Here is a 13,775-nt window from a genome sequence, read left to right on the forward strand (position 1 = left end):
TCGGCATCGAGCAGATGTACGCCGAGATCAAGGGTGTCGACGTCTCGCCGACCACGGTGTTCTGGATCGGCAAGGAGCGTGGTCGCCGCGGTGACGTGCATATCGTCGACACCTTCTTCACCGAGATGAAGGGTGTCGGTGCCGGCGCGAAGGAGATCGGCGTGGGCCCCGGCAAGCTCGGTGTTGCGTACTACAAGACCGACGGCGACGAGGTCAACGCCGGCCACCGCCTGAATGCCGAGTTCTACGACTGGGGCGTCAACCCCGGTGGCAAGCTGAGCCTGGTCGGCACGCTGACCAAGGCCACCGAAGGCGCCAAGGGCGCCGCGCTGTCCGTGCGACACGTGCAAGACGGCTTCCTCGGCGGCGCCAACAGCTTCTGGCTGCAGTACGCGCAAGGCACCAGCTCGCTGAACAGCAACTTCGGTGACCTGCTGGCCGACAGCCGCACCAAGGCGTGGCGCATGGTCGAGAGCTTCAATTGGCAGCAGGGCAACTTCGGCGGCCAGGCGATCGCACTGTGGTCGCAGCAGCGTGCGCCAGACGCGGTGACTGGTGATAGCAACACAACGACTTCGATGTCACTCGGCGGCCGTGTCTCGTATGCGGTCACGAAGAACTTCAAGCTGCTCGGCGAACTGGGCCTGTCGCAGGTCAAGCCCGAAGGCCAGAGCGCGCAGAAGCTGACCAAGTTCACCTTCGCACCGACGCTGGCCACCGGCCCCGGATTCTGGAACCGGCCCGAGCTGCGCTTGTATGTGACGCACGCCAAGTGGAGTGGCGTCAACGGCGCGGTGGTCACCGGCGAGAGCGCGTTCGACGGCAAGGAGTCGGGCACCAGCTACGGCGCGCAGGTCGAGATCTGGTTTTGAGCGATTCAGTGCCGAGCGGGTTGCTTCGGTCGGCACTGTCCTACGCCAACATGCGCTGCCCGCTGCCAGCCCTCGGCGGCCGCTGCTCTTACGCTTGTGTCACTTCAAAACTTTCCGACACGGAGCACATCATGGGCAAGTATTTCCTCGCATGGCTGCTCGGCGTACCCGGCATCGTGCTGATCGTCCTCTACCTGTTCTTCCATTGAGTCGCCGTAAATCGGCCTGGGGCGGAAACACCCCAGGCCGACTCGATCACTTGACCGTCAGCTTGCCAACACCGGCATTGGCCTCGACGGTGGTGCGCACCACACTGGCCGACAACAGCGGGAAGCTATAGGGCACCGTCCAGCCCACGGCGTTGCTGAAGCTGCACTTGCTCGACAGCGACAGCGCCGCACCGTTCAACAACGAGCCGCTGTCGACAATCGTCCCCGACTTGCTCGACGAGCCCGGGTTCTTGACGATCTCGCCGCAGCTGCTGGCGCCGCTGATGTCGAAGGCATTGGCCTGCGAAATGATGCGCGCCTTGTAGCCGACGCCGATGCTGTACTCGTGCTCGTACACATTGGCCGAACGCGTCCCGACGTGGGCGTTGTTGTAGACGTGCACGCGGCCGAAGCGCACGCGCGGTGCGCGCTCCGCCACCGAGTGGAACAGGTTCAGCGCGTAGGTCACGGTCAGGTGGCCGTCATCGCCGCTGGCGCCGTCGTCCGAGCCGATCAACCCATTCTTCTCGTGCTGGTCGAAGACGTTGTTCGACACGCTCACGTAGTCGGCCGCGTTCTTGATGTCCAGCGCGCCGTCGTGGCACTGCTTGATCTTGCCGTTGACGACAGGCAGCGTGTCGTCGGTCACCGGCGCATCGGTGAACAGGTTGTGGTCGATCCACACGTGCTTGGCGCCGTCGACCGTGATGCCGTCGAAGCGCGAGTTCCAGTTGCCGGCGTCGCCGTCGTCCGGGTCCCACACGGGTGCGATGTCGCACGGGTTGACGATGCGCAGGTTGCGCACGATGACGCTGTCGACCTTGTTGATCAGCACCGTCGCGTTCAGCAGCTGCGCGTTGTTGCCAACGCCGATCAGCGTGGTGTTCGAAGGCAGGCGGATCGCGTTGCGCGCGGCCTGGTCAGACCCGCTCTTGAACGGGCCGCCGTTGTCGGCCGCGGTCATGTCGATCGTGCCCGAGACCTTGATGATCTTCGGGTTCGTGCCCTGGTCCTTCAGCGCCTTCAGCAGGCTGTACGCTGAACTGACGGTGTAGACCGCAGAGTTGGCGGCCTTGCTGCCGCCGGCGGTGCCACCGGACTGGCCGGCCCAGCCGGAGGTTGGGGCGACTTCTCGGCTGGCGTCCTGGGGCGGCGGCGGGGGAGGGGGCGGGGGCGGTGGGGGCGGAGGAGGTGGCGGCGGCGGTGGTGGGGGCGGAGTGCCGTCTGGCCCGACCGCGCACTTCTTGACCACGCCAGGGTACGGGTCGCTGCCGAAGGTGGCGGTCTCGCACGTGGGGTTGCCGGTCAGGGTCTTGATGACCCAGCGGTCCTTGATGCCGAACGAGACCGGGCGCGGCGCGGTGCCGACCTTGCAAGTCTCGTGTTCGTCGGCGCATTTCGAGTAGCCCTCAGGCCAGTCTCGTGCTTGCGCATGTGCGGCGGCGGCGAGGCTGAAGGCCGCCACCAGCCACTCTMGTCGATGGTCCATTCCAGAGGTCTCCGGGTCTGTTGGATGGGTCGCTGCTGCGCTCTTGCCGCAGCGCGTGAATCGATGCCCCGGGGGTGCCCGAAGCGGGCCGGAGTATCACCAGGAATGACAACGCTGACCATCAATATAGTCATATGTTTTCAATCTCTTACGACGTCTGACGACTGAAAACTCCTACAGTCCCGCCGTCGTCATCAAACCGATCTGTTGAAAATGAGATTACTTTTCAGCTTGGCGTTCAGGTGTCTTGTTCTGCCGCTGCGGCGCTGGCCGATGGGCCTGCTGGCCGGTGCGGCAGTGCTGCTGGCGGCGACGGGTGCACAGGCCTTCGACCCCGCGAAAAGCAAGATCACCGTGCAAGGCACGGGGCAGGTCGAGGTCTACATCAACGGCCAGTACATGGGCCGTTCAGCGAATGCAACGCGGCTGGCGGCCTACGCCCGCGCGCTGGTGGTGGGGGACAACACGATCGCGCTACGGGCCACTTCGAGCACCGGTGCGAATCCGTTCGCGGTGGCTGACCTGAACGGCAAGTTCGGCCGCATGGGCAGCAGCGTGCTGTGGCGCGCCAAGCTTGCGACGGGCAGCGAAGTCAGCGGCCCGGCGGGGCCGTGGGCGCARCCCGGCTACGACGACAGTGGCTGGCCCACTGCGGTGGACCTGGGTGGCGGCTTGCCGAACGGCTTTCCCGGCGGCGGCCCGGCGCGCAAGGTCTGGGTGGCCGGCGGCGCATATGGCTCCGTGCTGCTGCGCGCGAACCTGTACGTGCCGGCGACGGTGTCGTCAGCGCCGCTCGGCTTCGGGGCGCTGGTGACCGGCGGCGCCGGTGGAGCCGTTGTGGTGGTCCGCACACCGCAGGCCTTGCGCGACGCGTTGTGCGGCTCATTCAACGGCAGCACCTGCACCGACACGACGCCACGCATCGTGCAGGTCAAAGGCACGATCGATTTCACCGGCAGCGAAGGCACGCAGACCAAGCTCGGTTGCTACACCGCGCAATGCACCGCGCCAACCAAGAGCGAGCGCCTGGCGCTGCTGAACGACGCCGACACCCACTGCGACGGCAAGCCCAAGTTCAACGTCACCTTCGACAAGGCCGGCGCGACGCCTCTGACGATCGGGTCTAACAAGACGCTGGTCGGGCTGGGCAACAGCGCGACGATCCGCGGCAAGGGCGTGATCGTCGACCGCGGCGCGTCGAACGTCGTGATCCGCAACCTCACGTTCCGTGACCTGAACGCGGGCGTCGTGTTCGCCGGTGATGCGATCACGCTGAATGACGCCGACCGGGTGTGGATCGACCACAACCGCTTCAACCGCATCGGCCGCCAGATGATCGTTGCGGGCTACGGCAAGGCCTCGAACGTAACCATTTCGTGGAACGACTTCGACGGCACGAACGACTACTCGCCTTACTGCAACGGCAAGCACTATTGGAACCTGCTGCTGATCGGCAATGCCGACAGCATCACCTTCGCCAGGAACTGGCTGCACCATTTCTCTGGCCGCGCGCCGGACGTKGGCAGCGGTACCGGCAGCAGCCTGATGCACCTGGTCAACAACGCCTTCGACGATGGTTTCTGGCACGCGCTCGACGCGCACCAACCGGCGCGTGTGCTGGTCGAGGGCAACCACTTCGGCAACGTCTCTGTGCCCATCATCGACAGCAGCGATGCCGGCTACGTCTGGGCCCCGCTGACGCAGGTCAGCGACTCGGCGCAGCAGAACTGCCGCACCTTCCTCGGCCGCAACTGCACGGCCAACATCAGCGAGCCGGTGCCGCAGGACAACAACTTCCGCCAGGACCTGACGGTGCTCGACTACTTCAAGAAGTTCGCGCCGGCCGGTGGCGGCCTGACGCCGTTCAGTGGCGACCAGGCGCGTCGCAGTGCGCCGTTCTTTGCGGGGCCGGGGCACTACTGACGCGCGAGATGCACGGCATCGGCGGAGGTGCCTTTCGCAGACCGCCAGACTGCTGCGATGCAGTCACCCTGCTGGCCGAATGCCGTGCATTGCTTCGGCGAGGTGGTTGCAGTTCAATCGACGCCGCCGTGTTTCTGTAGCGGTCAACCCACTGTTTCGACCCTGGGCAGGCTGTCGAAGACCACACGGCCCGGTGTGGTGGTGAACGCGTGCATGTCGTCTTGGAGGGGCTGCGTGCGCGTGATCCGGGGCGCCGGCCAAACGGCACAGCAGTGCTGACAGTGGCCGCCGCAGCCCAGGCTGCGCTATCAATCGACGGATCGGTGCCTGCAGGCGCGTGGCAAAGCCGTGCCTGCGCCCCAGCGATGTCCGTCTCGGATCAAGACCATCGATGTCACCGGCGGGATGGCTGCGGCAGTTTGCGGCCATGCAGTTTCTCTGACGGGAGTACTTCCATGAAGTCATCGAATGACATGGCGGCGGGTCGTCGCCTGGGTCGTCTTTCTCTCTTGGCGGCGTTGCTCGCCGGCGGCATGGGCGGGGCCCATGYGGCGACCACTGTCTTCAGCTACACCGGCGCCGACCAGGTCTACGTGGTTCCCTCCGGTGTGACCAAGATCAACGTCAAAGCCTGGGGGGCTGGTGGCGCCGGGGGTGAGCCGTACCTGAGTGATGTGGGCGGTGGGGGCGGCTTTGTCAGCGGCACGCTCAACGTGACGCCGGGCGAGCAGCTGACGATCATCGTGGGCGGCGGTGGCGAGTCCGGCCCCGGCAGCGGTGCCTATGGCGGCGGCGGGCCGAAGACGGTCTGCGGCGCCGGGCCCGGCGGACGCGGTGGCGGGCGATCGGCGGTGCGCCGCGCATCGAATGCCGAGGTGATCACGGCCGGTGCCGGCGGGGGTGGCGGCCGCTCAGCCACTGGTTATCCACCGGCCCATGGCGGTGCCGGCGGCGGGCTGGCCGGCGCGCCGTCGCCTTGGCCAGGCTACTCTGGTGACCCAGGCACCCAGACACAGGGCGGGGCAGGTTACGGCGCCGGCCAGCCTGGTGGCGCATTCGTCGGCGGCGACGCGCCGCCGCAAGACGACTGCGGCAATGGCGCCGGTGGCGGCGGCTATTTCGGTGGTGGCGGCGGCACCGACGTGGGTGACGGCGGCGGCGGAGGCGGTTCGAGCCTGGTGCCGTCGGGCGGCACGACGGTGGCCGGCAACGGCCAGACCGCTGCCAACATCACGGACCCGGACTACGCCAACGACGCCGGCCGTGGCGGCGGGCCGCTGGCCGCCGGCTTTCCCGGGCGCGTGGTGATCCAGACCTTCGAGATCGGCGGAACCGTCACCGAGGTGGGGCTGCAATTCGTCGACTGCACCAACGCGACCACCGGCCAGCACTTCACGCTGCGAATGAAGCAGGGCACGGCGTGGAACTGCACCGCGGCCGGGCTGGTGGCCCATCCGGGCGACAAGATCGTCATGCGCCTGACCGGCAAGCACTGAGCCGGCAACGCCCGATGCCCGGTCGGCGCAGGGCATCAATACCGGGCTCACCGAGCCCGGCTCATCACACCGGCTCACCAGACGCGGTAGCCCCAGTCGTTCTTCTCGCGTTCGAACAACTCCACCGAGCCGGTGCTTTCACCCAGGGCGCGGGCCATCGCCTCGCACGCGTCGGCCAGCGACGCTTGCCACGCGGCGCCTTCGTCGCCGGCCTGCTCGCTGCGCAGCACATACACCTGCCGCGAGCGGGCCAAGGTGTCTTGCAGCGCGGCCGGAAAGGCGGCGAAGGGCTTGGCGGCGACGTCGTCGGCGTGCGCGGCGGCCGCGGTGCCGTCGTCATCGTCCTCATCCTCGTCGTCGAAATCATCATCTTCATCGCCGCTGTCGCCGAACTCGTGGTCGAACCACTGCGAGGCTGACCAGCCCTTGAAGTGCTCCAGCTCGAAGCTCGCGCCTTGGGCCGACTCGGTGAACGCCTGCAGCCAGTCGTCCAGCTCATCTTCGGCCTCGGGCAACGCCGCCACGGCCTGGGCAACGGCGGCTTCGAGCGCCGCCTGCGAGAGCTGGGCGCTGACGACCCAGGTCGCTTCCAGCGTCTGCGGTTTTCGAGCCGGCCGCTTCGGGTCGCCGCCCAGCGCCAGCGCCGACCATCCGCGCTCGGCCAGCGTGGCCTGCAGCACCACGCCGTCGATGGGCTTCTTGGCCGCACTCGCGAAGGCTGATTCGAAGTAGACGCCGTCGCGGTGCCCGTGGGGCGACTGGCCGGCCAGCACCTCGGGCGGATGGGCGTCGCCCGCGGCCGTCGAAGCTTGTCGTCGTGCCCGCTGCCGGGCGCGGGAGTCGTTCGATGAGGTCGTCATCTCGCCAGGCTCAGCGGTAGAACGCCTCGACCTTGCCCTTCAGCTTGATCAGCATCGGCTTGCCTTTGCGGTCCAGCGTCTTGCCGGCGGGCACCCTGATCCAGCCTTCGCTGATGCAGTATTCCTCGACGTCGTGCCGCTCCTTGTCGTTGAAGCGGATGCCGATGTCGTGCTCGAACACCGCCGCCACGTGGTGAGGGCTCTTCGGGTCGACCGACAGGTGGTCGGGCAGCGGCGGGGGCGTCTTGTCGTCTTGGCTCATCGGAATCCTCGAAATGCAGGGGTCGCGGTGCACCCGCGAAGGCCGGCATTGTCGAGGATCTGCACGCTCCTTCGGAATCGCAAGCACAGATCGGCAAGGACCGACACCCCGTGGGGTTCATGACTTCGCCCTACATTGGGCGATGCCTCCTCTTTCCATTCTCGACCTCGTCCCCGTGACCGTCGGCGCCACCGCGGCCGACGCACTGCGCCACAGCCTGGCGCTTGCCCGCACCGCCGAGCGGCTGGGCTACACCCGCTACTGGGTGGCCGAGCACCACAACATGACCGGCATCGCCAGCGCGGCGACCTCGGTCGTCATCGGCTACCTGGCCGGCGGCACCACCACATTGCGCGTTGGCGCTGGCGGCGTGATGCTGCCCAACCATTCGCCACTGGTGATCGCCGAGCAGTTCGGCACGCTCGAATCCCTGTACCCCGGCCGCATCGACCTGGGCCTGGGCCGCGCCCCGGGCACCGACCAGCACACCGCACTCGCGCTGCGGCGCGACCCGCACGCCGCCGACACCTTCGTGCAGGACGTGCAGGAGTTGCAGGCGTTGTTCGAGCCGGTGCAAGAAGGGCAGTCGATCCGCGCGGTGCCGGGAGCCGGGTTGCGGGTGCCGCTGTGGATCCTCGGCTCCAGCCTGTTCGGGGCCCAACTGGCGGCGGCGCTGGGCTTGCCGTATGCCTTTGCCTCGCACTTCGCGCCAGCCGCGCTGCAGCAGGCGCTGCAGGTCTATCGCAGCACCTTCCGGCCATCGGAACGGCAGCCGAAGCCGCATGCGATGGTCAGCCTGAACGTGATCGCCGCCGAGACCGATGAAGAGGCCAGACGGCTGTTCACCTCGCAGCAGCAAGCCTTCACGAACATGGTGCGCAACCGCCGCGGGCTGTTCCCGCCGCCGATCGACGACATCGACAGCTACTGGACGCCGGCCGAGAAGCACCATGCCGCGGGCATGCTGGCCTGCTCGGTCATCGGCTCGGTCGACACCGTGCGCAGCGGGCTGCGGCATTTCGCCGACGAAACCCAGGCCGACGAGTTGATGATCGTCTCGGCGGTGTTCGATCCGGCCTTGCGGCGCCGCTCGATCGAGTTGATTGCCGAGGCCGCGGGCATGGTGACCGCCGGCGCTGCAGTCGCGAACTGACCTGTCCGCTGCTCGGTTTCCCCATAGCCAGYGACCGGGCCAAGAGTTACACCCTGCCATCGGGGAGATAACAAGCGCTGATGGGTGGGGCTGACGATGCGCAAGTCCTGGTTCGCGGCGTGGGCAATGGCGATGGGCCTGGCGGGTCTGCTGGGCAGCATCGCCGTGCGGGCGCAGGAGCGGGTCGACATCGATGCGAACGATCCGCCCTTCATGTTCGCTGATGCCACCGGCATGGCCGCCGGCTTCTACCCCGAGATGCTGCGCCTCGCATTCGGGCTGATGAACGAACCGGTGCAGATCGATGCGGTGCCCTGGAAGCGCGCGATCGCCGAGATCGATGCGGGTTCTGCCGGCGTCGCCGGCATCTACAAGACCCAGGAGCGGCTGCAAAAGTACGACTACAGCGCGACACTGCTTACCGAAAAGCTGGTTGTCGTGGCGCGGCGCGACCGTGCGCTGCACTTTGCCGGCCTCGAAGACCTGGCCGGCTTGCGGATTGGTGTGATCCGCGGCTGGAGCTATGGCGACGAGTTCGATGCGATGCGCGCGGCCGGCCGCTTCCAGGTCGAGGAGGTGGTCGGCGACTCCCCGAACTTCAACAAACTCGAGGCCGGCCGGCTGGACGCGGTGATCTCGATCGAGCAGGGGAGCCGGAAGACGCTGGCGACCGGCAACTTTCCGTCACTGCAGGTGCTGCCGGTGCCGCTGGCGATGAAGACGGCGCACCTGGCTTTCAGCCGCGCACAGCACAAGGGCGCGCTGCTGGCGCGTTTCGATGCGGCGATGGAGGCGCTGCGCCGCTCGGGTGAGTTTGATCGCCTCGTCGAGCGCCATTTGTCGACGCCCTGAGCTGTCGCCCGCCGGCGAGGGGGCTGCCTCAGCCTCTGCGCTCGGCGGCCGAGTGGAACCAGGCCGCGACCTGACCGCGTGAGTTCAGCTGCAGTTTGGCGAGGATGTTCTCCACATGCCGCTTCACGGTGTGCGGGCTCAGGTCGAAGACTTTCGCGATCACCTTGTTGCTGTCGCCGGCCGCCAGCCGCCGCAGGATCTCGGTCTCGCGCTCGGTCAGCGCCGGCTCGCCGGGGCCCTCGGGTGCCGCGACCACCGCGGCGCGCCCATCGCGCGGGGCCACGGYGGCAGCGAGGGGCGCGCACGCGTTGTGCAGTGCTTGCAGCTGCTGCCGTTCGCCAGGTGGCAACAGGCCTTGCCAGTCGTGCTGCGCCAAATCGCCCAGCACGCCCCGGCCGAGCAGCAGTAACGGGGTGGCTGCTTGCTCGGCGGTGGCACGCGCCAGGGCCGGCCGCAGCCATTGCGCGGCGGGCCCGGTCTGACCGTCGTGCACGGCCGCGTGCGCCAGCCGCAGGCGCAATTCAGTGTCCAGCCCCAGCATGCGCAGATCACCCTCGTGCGCCAGCAGGGCTTCGCGCCAAAGCTGCTGAGCCGCGTCGGCATCCCCTTGCGCCAGCATCGCGTGTCCTGCCAGCGCCGCGCGGTGTTGGGTGAACGGCCGGTCGCCAGGTGGCAACGGCATCTGGGCGAGGCGCTGGTGTGCCTCGCGAACGTCCGCGTCTAGGCCGAACGCGCTGGCGACGCGGATCCTGATCGTCAGGGCCAAGGACTCGAGCGTGTGGCGGCGCGAGCTGACCAGCCCGGGCCGGGGACGCGGTAGCGGATGCCGCGTGGCGGCCAGCGCGGCCGCTGCATCGCCTCGCAGCGCGTGAACGAAGGCCTGGCCCATCGCGACCTGCCAGCCGATGACCTCGGCCTGGTCGAGCCAGCGCGAATCGTCGGCCGCCATTTGCAGCAGCGCCTGCGCCTCGTCGGCTTGCCCAGCCCAGGCTTCGAGCCAGCCTTGGATGACCGTGGCCAGCACGCGCAGCGCCGAGAGCGCTCCGCCGGCCGCGGCACTGGCGCCTTCGGCGTACTGGGCGAGCACCGCCCGCGAGCCGGGCAGGCCGACGAAGCCCATCGTCGGCGAGGCCTTGTACCAAAGCACTGGCAAGGGCCGGCGCTCGATCTCTTGCAACTCGCGCGCCATCAACGCGCAGACCGCGTCGAGCGGGCCCAGCTCCAGCGCCTGCCAAGTCTGCGCGTGCAGCGTGGTGATCAGCACCTCGCCATCCAGCGGCCCAGCAGAGGTCAACTCGGCCAGCAGTGGCGCGGCGTCTTGCGGCTGGCGCGAGGCCAGCAGGCCGATCGCCTCGTGCGCCAGCGCCCACAGCCGATGCGGCTCGTTGCCGGCTTGCGCAAAGCCCTCGACCGCGCGGCGCATCGCCACGCGCATCGTGTCGAAGTCCCACTGTGCCCAGGCGCTCAGGCCGCGGATCATCTGGAACTCTGGCGCGTCACGCTGCGCAGCCGGAAACTGCTCGATCAGCCGGTGCACCGGGCCGACGACGCCGGCGGTGATCAACGCCGGCGCGGCTTCGAACAGATCGGCTCGGGCGGCGTCCCAAGCCCCGGCACGCACCAGGAAGCCGACGCGCCGCGGTGTGTCCGGCTCGTGCAGCGCGGCGCGCTGCAGCAGCTGAGGCAATTCGTGCGGCAGCTCGCGCTGCAACTGCAGTTCCAGGCAGGCGCGGAACAGGTCGTGCAGCACCAGCACCGCGTCACCGCCCTCGCCACGCACCGAGACGAACAGGCCTTGCCGCTCGATCTCGTCGAGCCAGCGTGCCGCATCGGCATCGCCCGACACGGCGGTGCAGCGCGCAGCCGTCAATTCGGGCAGCACCGAGCAGCGCACGAGGAACAGCCGCTTCGTTTCCGGCATCTCGGCCAGCACCTCGGACGCAACGAAATCGAACACGTGCTGTTCGCTCAACGACGCGCCACTGCGCCGCGCTTGCAACGCCATGCGCAAGCCGGCGGCCCAGCCCTGCGTCCGCTCGAGCAAGGCCTCGGGCTGCAGCGAGGGCGAGGCGTCGGCCGTGTCACCGACCAGCGCACGCACCTCGCCCAGTTCGAAGCGCAGCTCGGCCTGGCGGAACTCGGCCAGTTCGCCGCGGCCACGCCAGCGCCCGATCGCCATCGGCGGGTCGATGCGAGACGACAGCACCACGCCCCAGTGCGGCGGCAGGCGCTCGATCATGTGATCGAGAAACTCGAAGATCGCCACGTCGCCCAGCCGGTGCGCGTCGTCGATGACGATCAGCCCGCGTGGCACGGCGGTGGCGGTCAGCGCATTGACGAAATCGTTGGCGATCGCACGTCGGCGCTCCGCATCAGCGCCGGTCAGCGCGGCGGCCGTCGCAGCGGGGGAGACCCATCGTTTCCACGGCACCTTGAAAGGTTCGAGCGCGGCGACGGTGCAAGCCGAGATACGCGGCAGGTCGTCGTCTTCGTCTGCGCTGATCCACACGCAACCCGCCGTGCCGGCCTGGCGGGCGGCCTCGAGGCATGCGCCCAGCGCGACCGTCTTGCCGAAGCCCGCCGGTGCCACCAGCAACGTCAGCCTGGCCTGCAACAGCGCAGCCGTCAGCGCGGCTTCCAGGCGCGGGCGCGCAACGACGTCCGGCCGCACGCTGGGCGGCCGGATCTTGGTCAGCGCGAACGGCCGGACGGAAGGGGGTGACGACGTGGGGGCGGGCGGCAAGGGCTCCACAGACATGGCCGGGGATTGTCCTTGCCGGTGCGCCGGTGCACGTCCCATGGGTGGGCGACAGCCGCCACATGGGCCGTTCGGCGCATGCGGACGCTTCGATTGCATGGCAGGCAATTCGGCCGCAGCGCTTGGCGGCCGGTCCTCGACCCAGGCCGGCAGGCGGAGGTGGTCAACCTCGCCTGCGCGGGTGCAAGGTCAGTGCCTGCGGGCGACGAACGTGTGGTTCGCCAGGTTGAACACCGTGTACGCCGTGGCCTTCGACGCCACCTCCAGCACCACCGGGTCGTTGTTGGACAGGTTGTCGCACCAGCGGTGCGAGCGGTCGACGCAGCCACCGTCGCGGCCCGGGATCTTGCCTTCGTAGTTGCCGGTGACGCCGCCCCAGATGTTGACCTCCCAGTTCTGCTTGCAGCAGTTCTGTTGCGTCAGGATGCCGGTGTTCGGGATGCCGATCAGGCTGAACGAGTTGGAGTCGGTGCCGTCGTTGCCGAACGATGCGGCACGCGACGGGATGCCGACCGAGGCGAAGTAGTCGGCGAAGAACTGGTTGCCGATCTTCGACTCCGGCACCACGTTGTCGGGGAAGCGATCGACGTTTGATGCATTGGCCGGGTCGGCGACGAGGTAGTCGAAGTTGGGCGTCGCGGTGACGTCCGCATCGATGTCGAACGCGATGCGATCGCGCTGCGACGCGGTCAGGTTCTTCGTGTAGTAGCGCGAGCCCAGCAGGCCGATCTCTTCGCCGCCGAACCAGACGTAGCGCAGCTTGTTGCGCGTGGGCGTCTTGGCCAGCTTCAGCGCGATCTCGAGGATGGTCGCCGAGCCGGAAGCGTTGTCGAGCATGCCGGCACCGTAGATCGCGTCCAGGTGACCTTCGACCACCACCACCGAGTTGGCATCACCGAAAGGCGATTCGGCGATCAGGTTGTAGTCGATGCCGGACTGAGCCCGCGTGCGGATGTCGACACGCACGACTGGCGCATCACCCCTCTCATGAGCTTGCGCCAGCCTGGACCCAACCGCATACGAGACGGCGCCGATCACCGGGATTGAGGCAGGCGTCGTGAGCCGCAGTTCGAAGGCACCGCCGCCACCCGCGCCGGCTGGCTCTGCGACCGCATCTGCTTCGGTCGCGGCGGGCAACTCACCACGGTTGTTGTAGACGATGACGGCCTTCGCACCAGCGGCTTGCGCCCGCTCCACTTGAGCGTCGTACGCGCACGGGCCGCGCCGCAGCAGCGCCACATGGCCGGCCACGAAGCCGGCAAAGTCTTCAGCGCGGCAGCCGGTGCCTGTGCCGCCAACCGGTTGGACCGGCGCCGACAGCGTGCCGCCGCCAGACAACCGGGCCACGAACCATTCCTTGCCCAGCGCGAACTCGCGGTCGGACGATCCGAACTGCGGCACGCCATCGATCACCGAGGTGGTGTAGTTGTACTTCTGGATCGTGACCTGGTAGCCGGCCTTTTTCATCCGCGCCGCCACATGGTCGACAGAGGCCTTGTAGCCGRTGCTGCCGGTGTCACGGTTGCCGTGGCCGTCAGAGCCGGGGTGGGCGTCCGAGATGTCCTGAAAGGCGCTCAGCGTCTTCCACAGCGGGTCCTTGCGGATGCACTCGAGCAGCTTGTCGACGGTGTCGTTGACCCGGGCCTCGCATTCCTTGTTGGTGGGCCCGCTCGTGGGCTCTGCCACGCTGGACTGGTCGGGTGTCTGGCCCCAGGCCTGGGTGGCGCAAAGCAGCGCTGCCAAGACGGTGGCTGAAGTGGGTCGAAGCAACTGATTCATGGTCAACCTTGTCTCCTGAGTGTTTGGATATTCAAGGTCCTTGGCGTCACCAGATCTCAGTTGATCCACCGTTGCCGAGCCCATGGCCGCCTTGCACGCCGGGCGTGCAAGGCAACAAGAAC

General features: G+C 68.0%; 11 protein-coding genes. 6 read left to right on the forward strand and 5 right to left on the reverse strand.

The features are described from left to right. Both AC1DYI_RS13875 and AC1DYI_RS13880 read left to right on the forward strand, forming a co-directional pair. The coding region (locus AC1DYI_RS13875) for a carbohydrate porin (protein WP_477204706.1) at positions 1-872 on the forward strand (872 nt) is incomplete at its 5' end. Beyond that, complete coding sequence (locus AC1DYI_RS13880; protein ID WP_477204707.1) at positions 869-1,081, forward strand: hypothetical protein; 213 nt, start codon at positions 869-871, stop codon at positions 1,079-1,081. The genes AC1DYI_RS13875 and AC1DYI_RS13880, both read left to right, overlap by 4 nt. A gap of 46 nt (positions 1,082-1,127) precedes the next feature. Here the strand turns inward: AC1DYI_RS13880 and AC1DYI_RS13885 are convergent, their stop codons facing one another. After that, the gene (locus AC1DYI_RS13885) at positions 1,128-2,570 is read right to left on the reverse strand and encodes a pectate lyase family protein (protein ID WP_477204708.1); all 1,443 of its coding nucleotides are present in this window, start codon (positions 2,568-2,570) and stop codon (positions 1,128-1,130) included. A 213-nt stretch (positions 2,571-2,783) separates the two neighbouring features. On the opposite strand from AC1DYI_RS13885, the gene AC1DYI_RS13890 reads away from it, so the two are divergent. Next, positions 2,784-4,493 (forward strand): pectate lyase family protein, encoded by a 1,710-nt coding sequence (locus AC1DYI_RS13890; RefSeq protein WP_477204709.1) that lies wholly within the window; start codon positions 2,784-2,786, stop codon positions 4,491-4,493. Positions 4,494-4,948: 455 nt separating this feature from the next. Beyond that, entirely contained in the window at positions 4,949-5,989 is a 1,041-nt protein-coding gene (locus tag AC1DYI_RS13895; protein ID WP_477204710.1) for a glycine-rich protein, read from the forward strand. A 74-nt stretch (positions 5,990-6,063) separates the two neighbouring features. Here the strand turns inward: AC1DYI_RS13895 and AC1DYI_RS13900 are convergent, their stop codons facing one another. Both AC1DYI_RS13900 and AC1DYI_RS13905 read right to left on the reverse strand, forming a co-directional pair. Continuing rightward, on the reverse strand, positions 6,064-6,849 hold the full coding sequence (locus AC1DYI_RS13900) for a hypothetical protein (RefSeq protein ID WP_477204711.1): 786 nt from the start codon (positions 6,847-6,849) through the stop codon (positions 6,064-6,066). Between the two features lie 10 nt (positions 6,850-6,859). Beyond that, on the reverse strand, positions 6,860-7,111 hold the full coding sequence (locus AC1DYI_RS13905) for a DUF3297 family protein (RefSeq protein WP_477204712.1): 252 nt from the start codon (positions 7,109-7,111) through the stop codon (positions 6,860-6,862). A gap of 142 nt (positions 7,112-7,253) precedes the next feature. On the opposite strand from AC1DYI_RS13905, the gene AC1DYI_RS13910 reads away from it, so the two are divergent. After that, positions 7,254-8,264, forward strand: a complete 1,011-nt coding sequence (locus tag AC1DYI_RS13910; protein ID WP_477204713.1) for an LLM class flavin-dependent oxidoreductase — start codon at positions 7,254-7,256, stop codon at positions 8,262-8,264. A 96-nt stretch (positions 8,265-8,360) separates the two neighbouring features. Continuing rightward, complete coding sequence (locus AC1DYI_RS13915; RefSeq protein WP_477204714.1) at positions 8,361-9,116, forward strand: substrate-binding periplasmic protein; 756 nt, start codon at positions 8,361-8,363, stop codon at positions 9,114-9,116. 28 nt (positions 9,117-9,144) lie between these two features. Here the strand turns inward: AC1DYI_RS13915 and AC1DYI_RS13920 are convergent, their stop codons facing one another. Further along, positions 9,145-11,874, reverse strand: coding sequence for a winged helix-turn-helix domain-containing protein (locus AC1DYI_RS13920; protein ID WP_477204715.1), 2,730 nt, complete (start codon positions 11,872-11,874; stop codon positions 9,145-9,147). A gap of 189 nt (positions 11,875-12,063) precedes the next feature. Continuing rightward, a complete protein-coding gene (locus tag AC1DYI_RS13925; protein ID WP_477204716.1) occupies positions 12,064-13,653 on the reverse strand; it encodes a M28 family peptidase in 1,590 nt (529 codons plus the stop codon). Positions 13,654-13,775 lie beyond the last annotated feature (122 nt).

It is taken from the genome of Ideonella sp. P3_A4 (genome assembly GCF_056403075.1).

What these genes read in the sequence shown, in the direction of transcription:
- AC1DYI_RS13900 (WP_477204711.1), bottom strand. Translation starts at nt 6,849, where the DNA reads ATGACGACCTCATCGAACGACTCCCGCGCCCGGCAGCGGGCACGACGA.
- AC1DYI_RS13910 (WP_477204713.1), top strand. Translation starts at nt 7,254, where the DNA reads ATGCCTCCTCTTTCCATTCTCGACCTCGTCCCCGTGACCGTCGGCGCC.
- AC1DYI_RS13915 (WP_477204714.1), top strand. Translation starts at nt 8,361, where the DNA reads ATGCGCAAGTCCTGGTTCGCGGCGTGGGCAATGGCGATGGGCCTGGCG.
- AC1DYI_RS13905 (WP_477204712.1), bottom strand. Translation starts at nt 7,111, where the DNA reads ATGAGCCAAGACGACAAGACGCCCCCGCCGCTGCCCGACCACCTGTCG.